The following is a 15920-nucleotide window of genomic DNA, read 5'->3' as shown; positions in this document are numbered from 1 at the left end:
CTCACGATCGCTCACCCCTTCGCATCGGGACGTGAACGCCCGAGGCTTCGGCCTCCTCGATCGCGTCCTCGTAGCCGGCGTCCGCGTGCCGGATCACGCCGGTGCCGGGGTCGGTCGTGAACACCGTGCGAGCCTTCTCCGCGGCGAGGTCCGAGCCATCGAGGACGACGTGGTTGTTGGCGTGCAACGAGTTGCCGATCCCGACGCCGCCGCCGTCGTGCACGCTCACGATGTCCGCACCCGCGGCGCAGTTGAGCAGCGCGTTCAGGATCGGCCAGTCCGCCACCGCATCCGTCCCGTCGCGCATCGCCTCCGTTTCTCTATGAGGGCTGGCCACCGAACCGGCGTCGAGGTGGTCGCGCGTGACGACGACCGGTGCACCGATCTCGCCCTCCCGCACCAGTTCGTTGATTCGGAGCGCGAACCGAGCGCGTTCGGTCAGTCCCTCCTCGTCGGTCTCGTAGCCGAGCCAGCAGACGCGGGCGGGCAGCCCCTGGAACTGGACCTGTTCTTGCGCCATCTCGATCCATCTGACGAGCCGCTCCTTCTCCGGAAACAGCTCCACCACGGCCTCGTCCGTCCGGTGGATGTCCGCCGGATCGCCCGAGAGCGCGACCCAGCGGAACGGCCCGCGGCCGCGACAGAACTGCGGGCGGATGTACGCGGGGACGAACCCCGGAAAGTCGAACGCGTCGTCCACCCCGCGGTGTTCTCGCACCTGGCCGCGGATGTTGTTGCCGTACTCGAAGGTGATCGCGCCCGCCTCCTGGAGGTCGAGCATCGCCCGGACGTGCCTGGCCATCGTGTCGAGGCTCTCCTCGCGGTACCGGTCGGGGTCCTCCTCGCGCAGCGCGTCGGCCTCGGCCGCCGAGTACCCGCTCGGGTAGTACCCCTCCAGTTCGTCGTGTGCGCTCGTCTGGTCGGTGAGCACGTCGGGGACGAACCCCCCCTCGAGGAACGCTTCGAGCATATCCGCCGCGTTGACGTGGACGCCGACGCTGTAGGCGTCGCCAGCCTCCGCGGCCGCTCTCGCCCGCTCGACCGCCTCGTCCACGTCGTCGGCCCGGTCCTGGCAGTAGCCCGTCTCGATCCGGCGGTCGATTCGTTCGCTCTCTACCTCCGCGGCGATGCAGACCCCGCCGTTCATCGTCACCGCGAGCGGCTGCGCGCCGCCCATCCCGCCGAGCCCCGCGGTGGCGACGATCTTCCCCGCGAACTCCCCGGAGAACTCCCGTCGAGCGCACTCGGCGAGGGTCTCGTAGGTACCCTGGACGATCCCCTGCGTGCCGATGTACGCCCACGAGCCGGCGGTCATCTGCCCGTACATGATCTTGCCCTGGGCCTCGAGTTCGTGGAACTGCTCCCAACTGTCCCACTTCCCCACCAAGTTCGAGTTCGCGATCAGGACCCTGGGAGCGCGTTCGTGGGTCCGGAACCGGCCGACGGGCTTCCCGCTCTGGACGAGTAGCGTCTCGTCGTTCCCGAGCTCCCGAAGTTCGTCGCAGATCGCGTCGTAGGCCTCCCACGAGCGCGCCGCACGGCCCGTGCCCCCGTAGACCACCAGGTCCTCCGGCCGCTCCGCCACCTCGGGGTCGAGGTTGTTGTTCAGCATCCGCAGGGCGGCCTCCTGACGCCAGCCCTCGCACTCGATTCCGGTGCCGGTCGGCGCTCCACCGTATCGCCGCCACTGCTCGCTCGGCTCGCCGATTCCGGTCGGTCGCTCCCGTCCTCGGTCCATAGGCAACGTTTGCCGGCCAGCCCTATCAACACCCACGACGGCCGTCTGACGAACCATTAAATACGTTCGGGAGTGATGTGTCGACGATGGGCAACAAGAACAAGACGATCTCGTTCCGCGTCAACGAGGACGCCTTCGAGACGCTGCGCGAGATCGCCGAAGAGCGCGACATCTCGCTGTCGGCGGTCTTCCGGAACTACGTCGACCTGCTCGTTGCCCACGACGGTCAGGTCCGGGTGGTCCCGGAGCACGAACTCGCGACCGAGAGCGACACCGAGTCGTTCCCGCCGAAGGTCGAGGTACCTAAGAGCTTCCTCAGAGAACACGAGCGCCTCGAACTCGAGACCGAACACCTGCGCGAGCAGCTCGACGAACACAAACGCTACATCACCCACCTCCGGAGCCGGATGGAGGACGAGGACGACGAGGACGTCGTTCACTTGGAGGACGTCGACCGGGAGAACGGAAAGACCGAGGACACGTTCCAGCTCGGCTGATCGGTTCGCTATCGAACCGTCGCAGCTACCGCGAGAGTTCGCGCTTTCTCGTCGCCGCACGACGCTCCATCTCCCCGTTCCCGTCGACCGCGGCGAGCGACTCGACCGCCTCGAGCGTGCGCACCGAGTCGTCGAGAAACGAGAGGACGTCGCCGGGATACGCGTAGACCATGTAGTCGTCGGTCATCACGTCGACGATCGCCTCGGGGCCGAGCCCGCTCGCACGCAGGTCGAGCAGGTAAGAGACGAACTTCCGCTCGGGACAGCCGCAGTAGGGGTTCGAGTCGCAGTCGCAGTTGAGGAAGTCGGTCGCGAAGTCGAGCACCCGCTCCCGGCTCGCCTCGTCGAGCTTCTCCAGGCCCTCGCCCTGGAAGAGTACGTCCAGCGTCGCCCCAGAGAACGCGCTCTTCGGGATCGAGGTCTCCAGCTGGGAGGCGAGCTGGCGGTGGTTCTTGACGTAGATCTTGTCGGTGATCGCCACGCGTGGGCACGGTAGAGGCTTCGCGCGAATAAGTCTCTCCGTTCGAGAGTCCGAAAGTCGTAACGTATTTCAGGCGATCACCGAGTAAGGGTGAGTACTCAGCGCGTCCGGGTTGGGGTAGTGGTCATCCTTCAGCCTTGTGGAGGCTGAGACGCGGGTTCGATTCTCGCACCCGGACCTCCTGCGGCGAGCAAATACGCGAGCCGCAGGTGTCCACAGAGGATCGAACCCTGCCAGTCGCAGCGGCCGAACGGAGTGAGGCCGACCGTCTGGCTCCGGTTCGATTCTCGCACCCGGACTTCTTCGCCGCGAGCACGGTCGCGAGCGGCGAGAATCCGACGGGAAGAATCGGATCAGAGAGTGAAGTGAGCGAAGCGAACGAAACGATCGTGGTTCGATTCTCACACCCGGATCCGTGAGCACGGTTACGATCTGGTCTCCGGATCGGGATCGTAGCCCTCCCCGACCGGGAGGGTGAGCGCTCGCGGAACCACTTCTATCCCGACCCGCGTCTCGGAGACCACCTCCCCGTCGAGGCTGAACGTGATCGCCTCCTGATCCGTGACCTCCACCGTGAGCCGCGAGGTCTTCATCCGGCTGGTCTGGAGCCGATCGAGCGCGACCGACGGGCGCGAGAGCAGGTTCGCGACCGCCTCGCTCGGGGGGATCGCCTCCACCACCGTGACGTCGAGGAGGCCGTCCTCCACGTCGGCCTGCGCGCCACCGAGCGACGGAAACCCACGGGCGTTGCCGACGAGGACGACGTACGCGGGGCCGGCCCACGACTCGGCCCCGTCCGCGGCGTCGATATGCAGGTCGACTGGGGTGAACCCCGCCGTCCCGCGGAGGGTCTCTATGACGTACGCGAGGACGCCGAGGCGTCGTTTCTCCTCGGAGGTCGTCTTCGCGCTGGCGTCCGCGGTGAGCCCACAGACACACGAGTTGAGAAAGGGGCGACCGTTCGCGATCCCCAGGTCGATCGTCCGCCGCTCGCCGCGGTCGAGCACGGTGAACGCCTCCTCGATCCCCTCGATCCCGACGTTCTTCGCGAAGTTGTTCCCGGTGCCGGCGGGGATCACGCCGAACTCCACGTCGGCGAGCGCGTCGGCTTCGTAGAGCGCGGCGACGACCTCGTTGAGCGTGCCGTCACCGCCCGCGGCGACGACCGCGCTCGCACCCGCCTGGATCGCGTCCGTCGCGACGTCGAACCCCGACCGCTCCGGCGACGTCTCGCGGACCTCGTACCCGAACTGCCGAGCGAGGTCGTACACTCGCTCTCCGTGATTCGCCGACCCGCTCACCGGGTTGAGCACGACGACGCGGTCGTGCTCGCCCGGCGCTCGCACGTCGGTCTCTCGACGCCCCTCCATACGGACTCTGTACGGTCCCCGGCGCAAGACCGTTGTGTCCGTGAGGCCGTCCGGATACGTTGGATCAACGATATGGATTTATCCTCGGACGACCTACTATCCCCACGATGGCCCGACTCCCTCACTCCGTCACCAACGTCGAAGAGAACGATATCGTCAGAGCGAGGTCGGGCGAACGAACCGTCTCGGGGAGGGCGAACCCGGTGGCGTACCAGCCGGGGGAGTCGATCGAGATCGAGATCCGCACCGAGGACCACGACCCGATCCGGTACAAGCTCCACAGCACGTACGCGAACGGCGAATGGGAGCCGCTGACGCTCGAACGCTGTGTCTGTCGCGACGGCGCCCGGGGCTGGGAGCCGATCGGAACGGTCGAGGACGTGACGAGGATCCGCTCGGTCCGCGACATCGAGGAGAACGTCCACTGAGACGCAGCCACTCGGTGCTCTTCTCTCCCCAACTTTACGCCGATACGAGAGTTTTCGTGGGATCCACTCGGGAGACGTCGTCCCTCCCTCCTCGACTGAGCAGTCTCCACCAGACCTCTGATGCCGTGGGGGCTGACAAGGTGTTCCGCCGACATCGGGATATCGAACGACTGTCCCTCTACGGGACGGCTTCGGCCGTTCTCACGGGAACCTCTATCGACAGACGGTACTGAAAAACACTCGCGCTCGCGGGGCGCGTCCGTTCCGGGAGAGATCATGAGTACCGAAACTGTCGTTCCAGAGGAGATCGGAGAAGCGCTTCCGGGCGGGCGGTGGCTCACCGTGACGGGTGCGGTGCTCGTCGCGGTGGGGACCGTCGCGATCGCCGCGCTCGGGGTGGTCCTCGGCGGACTGCTCTGGCTCGGCTGGCCGGGCACCGCCGCGTGGACTCTCGGCCTCCTCGTCGGGTGAACCTGCTCGCGAGCGGGCTCTCGTTCGTCGGCCTCGCGAGGGCCAGTATGACGGACCGGATCGCCGAACCCCGGGCCCGCCGATCGTCTCAGACGGACTGCTGTAACTGGCTACCGATCGGACCGAGCGGTGGGTACCGGTCCGAGCGGTACAGCCTACGGCAGTCCGTATCAGTCGTCGAATCGCGCGCGCTCGAACGGACCGGGCGGGAGCAGCAGGTCGTCGAGCTCGGGGCGGTTCTTCACGTTGTAGACGACCTGCATCCCGTCGATCGCCGGCCGGGCCTGACACGACAGCCGGAAGCCGCGCTCCATGATCCCGTCGGTGAGGATGTGGTCGACGGGCATCTCCATCTCGCCCTCGCGGAGGTAGATCGCACAGTTCGCACACGCCCCGCCACGACAGGAGTAGGGCCAGGTGAAGCCGTGACGCTCGGCCGCCTCGAGCAACGTCTCGTTCGGTTCGACGGAGAGCTCGCCGTAGTCGGCCGGATCGAGGTCCGCGTCGGCCGCCCTCTCGAACAGTGCCTCGTCGTCGACCTCCCACCCGTGGTCGTCGAGGACCTCGTAGTCGATGTACTCGACGTGCTTCGCCGAGCGCTCCGGGCGGGTGCCGTTCTCGGCCCGCCAGCCCTCGCTCCACTCCCCGCTCGTTCCCGACTGGAGCTCCTCGTAGGCGGCGGTGACGAGCAGGAACTCCTCGATCGACCCGCCCTGGTCCGGGTGGGTCTCCTTCACCCGCTCGCGATAGGCACGGTTGATCTCCTCCTCGTCCGCCTCCGGCGCTACCTGCAGGACCTCGAACGGGGACCGCATCGGTCGCCCTAGGGCTGTCGGAGGGATAAACGCCACCCACGCGACGGAAATTGCGATGGCCGGCCGCGTCAGTCCTCCGCCGGGGTCGAACCCGGGGACTCGTAGATGACCTCGATGTCGTCGGCGAACCGGTCGAGGATCTTCCGGCGTTTCTTCTTCATCGTCGGCGTCAGCAGCTCGTTCTCCTCGGTGAACTCCTCGCCGACGACGCGGAACCGCTTGATCTGCTCGTACTGTTCGAAGCGCTCGTTCACCCGGTCGACCTCCTCCTGGAGTCGCTCTCTCACCCGGTCGTCGCGGGCGATCTCCGTCGATCCCCCGGACAGGTCGACCCCCTCGCGTTCGGCCCACTCGCCCAGTCCCTCGACGTTCGGGACGAGCAGTGCTGAGACGAACTTCTGGCCGTCGCCGAGCACCATCGCCTGTTCGACTACCTCACTGTCGGCGAAGGCGTCCTCGATCGGCCCCGGTGCGACGTTCTTGCCCGTCGAGAGTACCATGATCTGTTTCGCCCGTTCGAGGAACGTGATGTAGCCGTCGGGCCGTAGCTGGACGACATCGCCCGTGCGGAACCACCCGTCCGAGAACGCCTCCTCCGTCTCCTCCGGGAGGTTCCAGTAGCCCTCCGTCACGTTCGGCCCGCGGACGAGTAACTCGCCGACCTCTCCCTCCAGCTCGGCGAACTCCTCGCTGACCACGCCATCGTCGACGCGCACCTCGCAGTCGACGACGGGCGGGCCGATCGTACCGACTTTCGGCTCCTCCGGCGGGTTCACCGAGATCACCGGCGAAGTCTCGGTCAGGCCGTAGCCCTCCAGGATCGGCAGCCCCATGCCGTGGTAGAGCGCACAGAGGTCCGCCGAGAGGCTGCCGCCGCCGCTGATGAGGAACTCGATCTCCCCGCCCAGCGCATCGCGGACCGTGGCGAAGACGAGTCGGTCCGCGAGCGCCTGTTTCGCGCGGAGGCTCGCGCCCGGCGAGTCGGCCTCGTGGTGCGCCCGGCCGACCTCGACCGCCCACTCGAAGATCCGCTGTTTCGGCCCGCTCTCGCTCGCCTGTGCACGGATCGCGTCGTAGATCTTCTCGTAGACCCGCGGGACGCTCGTCCCCGTCGTCGGCCGGATCGCCTGGAAGTCCTCTCTGAGCGTGTCGGGGCTCTCGGCGTAGGCGACACACGCCCCGCTCGCGAACATGAGGAAGTGGCCGGCCATCCGCTCGAAGACGTGTGCGAGCGGGAGGAAGGAGACGGTGCGGGTGTTCTCGTCGATCACCGGGAGGTCGCCCTTGTCGGGTCGGGGTCCGAAGCGCCTCCTCGCCTGCGAGACGTTCGACCGGATGTTCCCGTGGCTGAGCATCACACCTTTGGGCTGTCCGGTCGTCCCGGAGGTGTAGATGAGCGTCGCGAGGTCCTCGGGGTCGCGCTCGTCGAGCCAGTCCTCATACCGTTCCTCGTCGAACGTCTCGACGCCGCGGTCGTGGACGTCCGCGAGCGTGAGGACGTCCTCTCTGTCCTCGTAGCCCTCGATCCGGTCGATGACGGCGATCCACTCCAGGTCGAGGTCGTCTTCGACCGAGAGCACCGTCTCGAGCGCCTCGGCGTCCTCGACGACGACGCCCTCCGCCCCCGGATCGGAGAGGAGGTGGCGAACCTGTCGGGGTGAGGAGCCCCGGTAGACGGTCGTAACCACCCCGCCCGCGGCGAGCAGCGCGAGGTCGGTCTGCGCCCACTCCATGCGGGTGTCGGCGAAGATCCCGACTCGCGTACCCGACTCGACACCGAGGTCGCGAAAGCCCGCCGCGAGGTGTCTCACGATCGAACGTAGCTCCCGGTAGCCGAGCGTGAGGAACTCCCCGTCGCCCGCCGCCGGGAGCACCGAATCGGTCATCGAGCGGTCGTAGACCCCGCCCTTGTACGCCTGCGCCGGGCGGTCGAGGTGACGCGCCGCCGCCTCCTCGAACAGCTCGGCGAGGGTGCCCTCACCCAGTACCTCGTCGGTGTACTCGCGTTCCGCCTCCTGCCAACCCATAGCGTCAACAGACGAGGAATCGTGATAAACGTGGCGTCAACTGGACAGATCGGACGGGTAGTTGAGACCGTTTCGGCGCTGCAACGGACGAAAGCGGCTGAAACCGACCGCATCTCGTGGCATCAGGGTCGAAAGGTCCCCGGGTGTTTTGTCGTCGGTCGTCCTCCCCCGATCCGAGTCGCATGTCAGAGATACGAATTCGGACGACGGGCCCGGACGAGGAGTTCCCGCCGATCTTCGACCTGCTGAGCGACCGGCGTCGACTCCGCCTGCTCGCACACCTCTCGTGTCAGTCGGGGCGGCCGGTCGACTTCGATGCGCTCGTCGACGTCGTCGCCGCGGCCGAGCCGTCCGCCGACCGCGAGAGCCTCGCCATCTCGATCGCGCACGTCCACCTCCCGAAACTGGAGGCGGCGGGGCTGATCGAGTACGACAGCGCGCTCGGCGAGGTCCACTGGCTCGGCTCGCCGGTCGAGATCGAGTTCGATCTCGATCCTCGCTGACTCGTACGGACTGCTGTCCGTCCGTACCGCTCGGACGGTACCCGCCTCTCGGTCCGAGCGGTACCCAGCTACAGAAGCCCGTATCACTGGGTCCGGCCGTCGAGGTAGACGAGCACGCCCCGGACGTTCATCGCCGTCTCGGCACGTGCCTTTCGCTCGCCCCAGGCCTCCTCGACGTCGTTCTCCGAGACGAAGTGCTCGATCACCGCCTCGTCGTCCCCGAGTTCCGTCCGCTTGCGCTCGACACGGTCGACCCAGTCGGTGAGCACTTCGGCGTACTTGGCCAGCACGCTGTCGGTCTCCACGGGGCCGAAGTGCCCGAAACAGATCGTCTCGGGTGAGAGCGCCTCGATCGTCTCGACGTCCGCGAGACAGCCCTCTAGGTCGAAGTTCGGCGGGGGAGAGGTCTCGTGAACGCGACCGAGTTCGGGGATCCAGATGCCGGCGGCGTCGCCCGAGAACACCGCCCGCGCGTCCGGGTCGAAGTAGATCACCTGGTGGGGGGCGTGGCCGGGTGCGTGGTGTACCTCGAGCGCGCGGTCGCCCAGGTCGATCGCGTCGCCGTCGGAGATCGGGGTGATCCGCTCTTCCGGTACCGGCTCCGGTTCGACGTAGAACTGCCACTCGTCCTGAACGGCTCGTTTGGTCCCCTCGACGAGCCGCGAGGGGTCGACGAGGTGCGAGGCACCGATCTCGTGGACGTAGACCTCGGCGTTCGGGCAGGCCTCTGCGAGGAAGCCCGCGCCGCCGGCGTGATCGAGGTGGACGTGCGTCGGGGCGATCACGCCGACGTCGGAGAGGGCGATGTCGAGTTCGTCGAGCGCGTCGAGGATGTACTCGACGTTCGTCCCGATGCCGGTGTCGACGATCGCGGGGCGCTCGGCGTCTATGAGGTAGACCGAGCCATATTCGAGAACGTCGTACATCCCGGTCTCGACGTAGTGGTACGCGTCGTGTCCCGCGACGGGAAAGAGGTCGCCTGCGGCCATGTGCTACGGCGACGGCCCAGCGCCAAAACGATTCGCACGGCGGCAGGGATGGGAGCGATACGGCTTTCCGGCTAGCCAGAAAAGCGAGGACATGCTCGACAGGACGACCCTCCGCGAGGAGACCGATCGGGTCCGCTGGGCGCTCGACGTGAAGGGTGTCGACGTGGACCTCGATTCGTTACTGGCCACCGACGAGGAGTGGCGCGAACTCAAGGCGGAGGGCGACGACCTCCGTCGAAAGCGTAACGAGGTGAGCCGGACGATCGGGGAGCTGAAGCAGGCCGGGGAGGACGAGGAGGCCGAGGAGGCGATCGAGCGCTCGAGCGAGCTGAAAGCCGAGATCGACCGGATCGAAGAGCGTGCCGACGACCTCGAAGCCGAACTGGACGAGCGGATGCTCACGCTCCCGAACGTCCCCTACGAGGATGCACCCGTGGGCGAGGACGAGTCGGACAACGTCGAGGTGCGCCGCTGGGGGTTCGAGGAGACGCGAGTGCTTCCCGATCCCGTCGTCCCACACTACGACCTCGGCGAGGAGTTAGAGATCATCGACGAGGCCCGCGCGGCGAAGGTCACCGGGAGCGGCTTCTACTTCCTGAAAGGCGACGGCGCGCGCCTCGAACACGCGCTGATCCAGTTCATGCTCTCGGTCCACAGGGAACAGGGCTACACCGACGTCTCGCCGCCGATCCTCGTCAACAGTGACTCGATGACCGGGACGGGTCAGCTCCCGAAGTTCGCCGAGGACTCCTACACGGTCGAGGGCGAGGACCGCTGGCTCATCCCCACCGCGGAAGTCCCGGTCACCAACATGTACAGAGACGACATCCTCCTGCGCGAGGACCTCCCGATCAAACATCAGGCGTACACGCCGAACTTCCGGCGAGAGGCGGGCGAACACGGCACCGAGACGCGGGGAATCGTCCGGGTGCACCAGTTCGACAAAGTCGAACTCGTGAACTTCGTCGAGCCCGGAGAGAGCTACGGCCGGCTGGAGGGACTCGTCGAGGAGGCCGAGGAGGTGCTCCGTCGGCTCGGGTTACCCTACAGGGTGATCGAGATGTGCACCGGCGACATGGGATTCTCGCAGGCGAAGAAGTACGACATCGAGGTCTGGGGGCCCGCCGACGAGATGGACGACGGCCCCGACGTGGGCGGTCGCTGGCTCGAGGTCTCCTCGGCGTCGAATTTCGAGGAGTTCCAGGCCCGACGTGCGGGACTCAGGTACAGACCGGAGCGCCACGAGTCGGCGGAGTACCTCCACACGCTCAACGCCTCGGGGACCGCGCTTCCGAGGGTGATGGTCGCGTTGCTCGAGTACTACCAGAACCCGGATGGAACGGTGACGATCCCCGAGGCGCTCAGACCGTACATGGGTGGGCAGGAGGTCCTAGAGGGCCACGAACCGGTCGGCGAGAGCGCGGTCGGGGCAGGAAAACGGGAGTAGGGAAGAGACCACCGAAAGCACTTATCACTCGGGAGGAAGGTCCAATCGTGAAGAGACGTGCTTTCCTCGCGGCCCTCGCGAGCGTCCCGATCGCGGGATGTCTGGAGGACCCGGACCCCGGTGGCGGAGACGAGACGACCGCTGACGCTCCGACTGAAATCCCGACGGAGACGCAGACACCGACCGAAACCCCGACCGAAACCGAACCGCCGGACGGCGACTACGAACGGTGTCACCTCACGGAGATCCGCTACGAGTGGCTCCCCGACGAGCTACAGGACGAGGTCGACGAGGCGGTAGACGGTGGATACGAGAACGAGGACCGACCGGAACTCGTCGAGGCGATCGACACCGAAACCGCGTACGTCGTAGTCGACGAGCAGCCGTACGAGTCGTGGGCCGACGCCGACGCGCCCGGGTGGATCCTCGAACTGAACGAAGTCGACGAGATCCGGCTACCCGAGCCGCGGACGATCACCGTCGAGAACCACGACGAACGGGCACACGAGGTGACGGTTTCGTTGGAAGGTGACGAGGGTCGGATCCTCGACGAGACGCTCTCGCTCGATTCCAGTGAGGAGCGGGAGGTCGAGGCGACCGACGCGTTCGGCGAGTACGACCTCTGTGCGGAGACCGACGACCGTGGCGAGGAGTGTTTCGAGTTCAGGGTCAGCGACTCGTACGGCGATGGGGTCGTCGCCGTCGACGGGGACGAGCTGTTCGTCTCGCAGGGGGTGGCCGAGATCGAACCCTGTGCGTGGGACCGACGCTGGGACTGACCACCCGAACCGAAGCCGGCGAAACCGGCGTCGAAACGGCGTTCTTTAGCCATCCGGTGTGAACGGCCGACGAATGGAGAACCGGACGCGCTGGACGCTCGCCGTCCTCGTCTTCGTCGCCGTCGACGCGATGAGCCTGCAGATCCGCGGCGCGCTCCTCCCGAGCATCGCCGAGGCGTTTTCGGTCTCCGAGGGCGCGCTCGGACTCGTCGCGCCCGCCGGAACGGTCGGCTTCCTGGTCGCCGTCCTCGCCGTGGGGATGGTCGCCGGACGGGTCCCGATCAGGCGCGCGCTCGTCGGCGGCGTCGCCTGCGCCGCGCTGTTCCTGGGAGCGATGGCCGTCGCACCCTCCTACTGGCCGTTCCTCCTCCTCCTGTTCGTCCACGGCGCGGCACTCGGGGTGTTCCGGGGGCTCGACCGGGTGCTCCTCAGCCACCTGTATCCGGATCGCCGGGGGAGCGTCTTCAACCTCCACTCGCTCGCGTGGGCGCTCGGTGCGGTTTCCGGCCCGGCGCTGGTGGCGCTGGTGCTCCCCCGTGCCGACTGGCAGGTCGTCTTCGCGCTCGTCGCACTCGGTTTCCTCCCGGTGTTGGTCCTCCTGCGCGGGCTCTCGGTGCCCGAGAGCGTTCGCAACGAGCGACCGCTCTCGCTCTCCGCTGTACCCGACCTGCTCCGGAAGCGATCGATCCTCGGGATGAGCCTCGCCCTGCTCTGTGTCGGCGGGATCGAAGGGACGGTCTTCACCTGGCTTCCCTACTACGCCAGTACCTCGCTCCCACCGGCCACCGCCGCGCTCGCGCTCTCGGCGTATCTGCTCGCCTACATCCCGGGCCGTATCGCCTACACGACGCTCGCGGATCGGGTCGCCTACCGTCCGCTCTTGCTGGTGATCTCGACGCTCGCTGTCCCCGCGAGCTACCTCGCGTTCGTCGTCGCCGAGGGGGGTACCCTGCTCCTCTCGGTGTTCGTCCTCGGGCTGTTCGTCTCCGGGCTCTTTCCGACGCTCTCGGCCGTCGGCGTCGACGCCGTCCCCGAGTACAGCGGCCCCGCGAGCGCCGTCTCGACCGCGGCGACCTACGTCGGCATCGCGGTCGTCCCGCCGATTGTGGGACTGGTCGCCGAACGCGAGTCGATCGCGGTCGCGATGGGGGTCCCGGTCGTCCTCCTGGGACTGGTCACGCTCGTCGTCGCCTGGCTCTGGCTCGCAGGCCCCGAGTAACGGGTTTAGGGGAGAAGGACGTAGCGCGACCGATGACCCACTCGGACGGCCTCTCGATCGAGTACGAGCGACACGGGGGTGTCAGGGAGCTGATCGACGCCGTCCAGTACTGTCTCGAGGGGCTGAGCCTCGACTTCGGCGCCCACGACGATCCGCACGTGAAGGGACCCGGCGCCTACCTGGCGGTCGTCTCCGGGCGACGGATCGCGAATCACGCCGCCCGATACCGCTGGCCGGTCGAGGAGTCAACGGTGCCGCTCTCCGACCTCGATACGTTCTACACCACCCTCTCCGAGGTCGCACTGACCCGGGACGGTGCGGTCGTGTTGAGCGTCGACGGCGTCGTTCAGGAGCGGATGGTCAGGTTCCGCGATCGACCGGAACCCGGTACCGAGTACGCCGACTGGATGGGCTCGCGGCACATGAGCGCGCTCGACACCTCCCGACGGGACTCCGTCGTCGCGACGCTCACGCTCAGCCAGGAGACGGGCCGGGTGACGCTCTTTCGCGACGGTGGATTCGAGTCCGTCGAACGCGAGCGGATCGCCGCCCGCTGGCGCTCCGAGGACGATCAGTCGGTGTAAGTCACCAGTCCGTCGATCAGTCCATCGGATATCGAGAAGACGTCGACGAACTCGAACAGCTCCTCTCCCTCGGAATCGAGCAGCCGCCCCCGGATCGCGATACCCGGTTCGCCCGTGTAGCAGCCGATGACCTCGTGGGTCGTGTCGGTGAGCGGGCGCTCTTCGCGCATGAACCGGACGAACGCTCCGCGGCTCTCGAAACACCGGTCCGGGCGCTGTTGGCCGAACTCCGGGGAGAGGAGCTCCCGTAGCTCGTCGTAGCGGTGGTCGTCGAGCGCCCGGTAGTACGCCCGGACGAGGGGCTCCCGATCGGTCATGGTCGGACGACGGTGCGCGAGAGAAAGAGCGTACCGCCCGGTCGCGTCGCTTTTTTCCCCTCGCCACCTCACCCGACCGTGGAGGTACACGTCCGCTACGAGGGCGATGACGACCCCGAGAAGTGCACGGCCCGAAAGCTCGCACGGTTCGACCTCGCGACGCTCCATCGCTCCGATCGGGCGACGCCGTACGGGATCGTGCTCAACCCGCACGCCGAGCGTGCACTCTCGCCAGCGGACCGGGCGGAGAGCGACCGCCTCGTCGCGCTCGACTGCTCGTGGGAGTCAGCGGGCGAGGCGCTCTTCTCCCTCCCCGGAGTCCACCGCGCGCTCCCGTTCCTCGTCGCCGGGAACCCTGTGAACTACGGCCGGCCGTTCGAACTCACCACGGTCGAGGCACTCTCGGCGGCGCTCTGTATCCTCGGCGAGCGCGAGCACGGCGAGGAGCTGCTCTCGAAGTTCCGGTGGGGCCACACCTTCCTCGAACTGAACGAGGAACCGCTCCGTCGCTACGCTGACTGTGCCGACTCGACCGAGGTCGTCGCTGTCCAGGGCGAGTATCTGGATCGGTAGCTATCGAATACCGTTCCCCGACCGTACCCTCTCATTGAAAAGGCTCGGCCGGATACGTGGCCCGTGGACGAACACACGCGTCCGGGGGAGATCGAGGACGTTCCGACGGCTCGTTGTTCGCGCTGTGACCGGGTGTGGGAACTCGAGTACGAACTGGGAGAGCTCTGTGCCGGGAACGCGGCGCTCGAACAGTTCGCGCTCGACCACCAGCGACACACCGGTCACTTCCCGGACGACGTGACGCCGTGGCAGGCGATCTGCAGACAGTGTCCCGACCGCGAGGCGTTTCTGCGCGAACGCCCGGCGCGCCGCTGGGCCGAGACGCACGCGCGTCACACGACGCACGACGTGGCGCTTCGAGCTCCAGAGGGGGTCGAGAGCGTCGTGAACTGCGAAAACAACCTTTGAGAGGTATTTATATGCAGACAGAAAAAATGCTTTTACTCTTTGGCTGCTATATTCAACTGAATGTCCTCCTCCACAGGCTTCGTTGAGCTAGAGGAAAAAATAGCCAGTATCTATAATTCTCCTGCCTTTTCCGAAGCGGTGTTCGCTCGGGAAAACCAACACAAAAAACTTGAGCAGTCGCTTGACGACCTTGCTCAAGCGCAGTCAAACCAGATACAGACTGCGTTGGATAATATTTCCTATCGGCATCATCTTAAGGTTCAACCTGCTCTTGAATCTCTCCATTCTAGACATCAAACTATTTCTGAGTCGACTTTAGAGTTAATAGATAGACGATCACGACAGCACAATTTGGCAATCGAGAGAATAGCGAACAATCCAGAATTTTCCCGTGCGTTAGAGGAATCAGCCACAATAGCGAATTCTGTGGGAGAAATTAACAGAAAGCACTTTTCCCTTCCGTCGAAAACCAACGGTTTTCATTCCGGCACGTTCAAACGTGACAACAGGTCATTGCCTGAACCTGAGAGAGAGTTTACTTCTACTCCCCCATCAATTTATTTACAAAAAACGAGCTCGTGCGGTTCATCTCGGGAGAAATTCAGTCAGTGCATATTATTAATCGCTGATCTCATACTTGTGGCAGCAGTAGCCAAGGGCGAAATTTCTGATGATATCTCTGAGGAACGTAAGAAGGCTATTCGTTTCAGTCTAGCTGTACTTATTGGAACCGCAATAGGCTCTTCGACCAGTCTCGCTTTCGGACCCGGTGTCGGTACCGCGACGACAGTCGGTTCAACTGCACTCGTCTCACGAGAATTAGACAGCTGGTACGATATGAGACGACGACAAATGATTCCTGAAAGTAATCCGGACTAATTTCTGATCAACTAGGGCCGGACGGTCGCCCAGACCGCGACGACACCCAGCAACACCGCCGGGAGCAGCGGGAAGACGATCAGCGCGACGAGATACGAGAGGTTGTCGGCGACGAGGTGCGGGAGGAGGTAGATCGCGACCGGTGCGACGACGAATGCGAGGAGGATGGTCGCGACGAGCACCCACCCACGGGTATCGAACTCGCGCTCGCCGGGGTCGATCTGCTGCTCGCGGACGTACGGGTCGTCGATCCCCGGACGGTAGGTTCGCCCCCCGTCCGTCCGTTCACCCTCCTCGTCGCTCATCGGACGTGAGTCGGACCTCCGGCGGTAACTAGCTTTCTCTCTCGCGCTCGGCCGGGGACCCCGGATCGCGGGTGGATATCAACGTTTAGG

The 15920-nt window shown here is 66.0% G+C and carries 19 protein-coding genes and 1 tRNA gene; 12 read left to right on the top strand and 8 right to left on the bottom strand.

Annotated elements, in window-relative coordinates; genetic code table 11:
* Position 1: 1 nt before the first annotated feature.
* Positions 2 to 1738, bottom strand: coding sequence for a urocanate hydratase (hutU, locus tag V2L32_RS20660; RefSeq protein ID WP_331234515.1), 1737 nt, complete (start codon positions 1736 to 1738; stop codon positions 2 to 4).
* Between the two features lie 86 nt (positions 1739 to 1824).
* Here hutU and V2L32_RS20655 point away from each other — a divergent pair, with 86 nt between their 5' ends.
* Positions 1825 to 2235 carry a CopG family transcriptional regulator gene (locus tag V2L32_RS20655; RefSeq protein WP_331234514.1) on the top strand — a complete coding sequence of 137 codons (411 nt, stop codon included), beginning with the start codon at positions 1825 to 1827 and terminating at the stop codon, positions 2233 to 2235.
* Between the two features lie 25 nt (positions 2236 to 2260).
* Here V2L32_RS20655 and V2L32_RS20650 read toward each other — a convergent pair whose 3' ends face one another.
* Positions 2261 to 2716 carry a DUF5814 domain-containing protein gene (locus V2L32_RS20650; RefSeq protein WP_331234513.1) on the bottom strand — a complete coding sequence of 152 codons (456 nt, stop codon included), beginning with the start codon at positions 2714 to 2716 and terminating at the stop codon, positions 2261 to 2263.
* Between the two features lie 106 nt (positions 2717 to 2822).
* Here V2L32_RS20650 and V2L32_RS20645 point away from each other — a divergent pair.
* A tRNA-His gene (locus V2L32_RS20645) sits at positions 2823 to 2894 on the top strand.
* 247 nt (positions 2895 to 3141) lie between these two features.
* Here V2L32_RS20645 and V2L32_RS20640 read toward each other — a convergent pair.
* Positions 3142 to 4086, bottom strand: coding sequence for a diacylglycerol/lipid kinase family protein (locus V2L32_RS20640; RefSeq protein WP_331234512.1), 945 nt, complete (start codon positions 4084 to 4086; stop codon positions 3142 to 3144).
* A 107-nt stretch (positions 4087 to 4193) separates the two neighbouring features.
* Here V2L32_RS20640 and V2L32_RS20635 point away from each other — a divergent pair, with 107 nt between their 5' ends.
* Together V2L32_RS20635 and V2L32_RS20630 are read left to right on the top strand one after the other, a co-directional pair.
* Complete coding sequence (locus tag V2L32_RS20635) at positions 4194 to 4514, top strand: hypothetical protein (RefSeq protein WP_331234511.1); 321 nt, start codon at positions 4194 to 4196, stop codon at positions 4512 to 4514.
* A gap of 276 nt (positions 4515 to 4790) precedes the next feature.
* Positions 4791 to 4985, top strand: coding sequence for a hypothetical protein (locus tag V2L32_RS20630; RefSeq protein ID WP_331234510.1), 195 nt, complete (start codon positions 4791 to 4793; stop codon positions 4983 to 4985).
* 170 nt (positions 4986 to 5155) lie between these two features.
* Here the strand turns inward: V2L32_RS20630 and fer are convergent, their stop codons facing one another.
* Both fer and V2L32_RS20620 read right to left on the bottom strand, forming a co-directional pair.
* The gene (gene fer, locus V2L32_RS20625) at positions 5156 to 5800 is read right to left on the bottom strand and encodes a ferredoxin Fer (protein ID WP_331234509.1); all 645 of its coding nucleotides are present in this window, start codon (positions 5798 to 5800) and stop codon (positions 5156 to 5158) included.
* A 68-nt stretch (positions 5801 to 5868) separates the two neighbouring features.
* Positions 5869 to 7827: an AMP-dependent synthetase/ligase gene (locus tag V2L32_RS20620; protein ID WP_331234508.1), complete on the bottom strand. Its 1959-nt coding sequence runs from the start codon at positions 7825 to 7827 to the stop codon at positions 5869 to 5871.
* 182 nt (positions 7828 to 8009) lie between these two features.
* Here V2L32_RS20620 and V2L32_RS20615 point away from each other — a divergent pair, with 182 nt between their 5' ends.
* Positions 8010 to 8330: a DUF7344 domain-containing protein gene (locus V2L32_RS20615; protein ID WP_331234507.1), complete on the top strand. Its 321-nt coding sequence runs from the start codon at positions 8010 to 8012 to the stop codon at positions 8328 to 8330.
* An 83-nt stretch (positions 8331 to 8413) separates the two neighbouring features.
* Here V2L32_RS20615 and V2L32_RS20610 read toward each other — a convergent pair whose 3' ends face one another.
* The gene (locus tag V2L32_RS20610; protein WP_331234506.1) at positions 8414 to 9319 is read right to left on the bottom strand and encodes an MBL fold metallo-hydrolase; all 906 of its coding nucleotides are present in this window, start codon (positions 9317 to 9319) and stop codon (positions 8414 to 8416) included.
* Between the two features lie 91 nt (positions 9320 to 9410).
* Between V2L32_RS20610 and serS the strand changes: the two genes are divergently transcribed.
* The 4 genes from serS (at position 9411) to V2L32_RS20590 (ending at position 13348) form a co-directional block, all read left to right on the top strand.
* Positions 9411 to 10766, top strand: coding sequence for a serine--tRNA ligase (gene serS / locus V2L32_RS20605; protein WP_331234505.1), 1356 nt, complete (start codon positions 9411 to 9413; stop codon positions 10764 to 10766).
* Between the two features lie 47 nt (positions 10767 to 10813).
* Positions 10814 to 11545 (top strand): hypothetical protein, encoded by a 732-nt coding sequence (locus V2L32_RS20600; RefSeq protein ID WP_331234504.1) that lies wholly within the window; start codon positions 10814 to 10816, stop codon positions 11543 to 11545.
* Positions 11546 to 11618: 73 nt separating this feature from the next.
* Positions 11619 to 12764: an MFS transporter gene (locus V2L32_RS20595; protein ID WP_331234502.1), complete on the top strand. Its 1146-nt coding sequence runs from the start codon at positions 11619 to 11621 to the stop codon at positions 12762 to 12764.
* Between the two features lie 32 nt (positions 12765 to 12796).
* Positions 12797 to 13348, top strand: a complete 552-nt coding sequence (locus V2L32_RS20590) for a diadenylate cyclase (protein ID WP_331234501.1) — start codon at positions 12797 to 12799, stop codon at positions 13346 to 13348.
* Here the strand turns inward: V2L32_RS20590 and V2L32_RS20585 are convergent.
* Entirely contained in the window at positions 13336 to 13665 is a 330-nt protein-coding gene (locus tag V2L32_RS20585; RefSeq protein ID WP_331234500.1) for a nuclear transport factor 2 family protein, read from the bottom strand. The genes V2L32_RS20590 and V2L32_RS20585 overlap by 13 nt on opposite strands.
* Positions 13666 to 13743: 78 nt before the next feature.
* On the opposite strand from V2L32_RS20585, the gene V2L32_RS20580 reads away from it, so the two are divergent.
* The 3 genes from V2L32_RS20580 (at position 13744) to V2L32_RS20570 (ending at position 15525) form a co-directional block, all read left to right on the top strand.
* Positions 13744 to 14238: a DUF367 family protein gene (locus V2L32_RS20580; RefSeq protein ID WP_331234498.1), complete on the top strand. Its 495-nt coding sequence runs from the start codon at positions 13744 to 13746 to the stop codon at positions 14236 to 14238.
* A 63-nt stretch (positions 14239 to 14301) separates the two neighbouring features.
* Complete coding sequence (locus V2L32_RS20575) at positions 14302 to 14646, top strand: hypothetical protein (protein WP_331234497.1); 345 nt, start codon at positions 14302 to 14304, stop codon at positions 14644 to 14646.
* A 60-nt stretch (positions 14647 to 14706) separates the two neighbouring features.
* The gene (locus tag V2L32_RS20570; RefSeq protein WP_331234496.1) at positions 14707 to 15525 is read left to right on the top strand and encodes a hypothetical protein; all 819 of its coding nucleotides are present in this window, start codon (positions 14707 to 14709) and stop codon (positions 15523 to 15525) included.
* 11 nt (positions 15526 to 15536) lie between these two features.
* Here the strand turns inward: V2L32_RS20570 and V2L32_RS20565 are convergent, their stop codons facing one another.
* Entirely contained in the window at positions 15537 to 15830 is a 294-nt protein-coding gene (locus tag V2L32_RS20565) for a hypothetical protein (RefSeq protein WP_331234495.1), read from the bottom strand.
* Positions 15831 to 15920 lie beyond the last annotated feature (90 nt).

Origin of the sequence: Halalkalicoccus sp. CGA53 (genome assembly GCF_036429475.1) — an archaeon.
GTDB lineage: Archaea > Halobacteriota > Halobacteria > Halobacteriales > Halalkalicoccaceae > Natronorarus > Natronorarus salvus.
The sequence above is the reverse complement of the archived record's forward strand: the minus strand, read 5'-3'. Positions and strand labels throughout refer to the sequence as shown.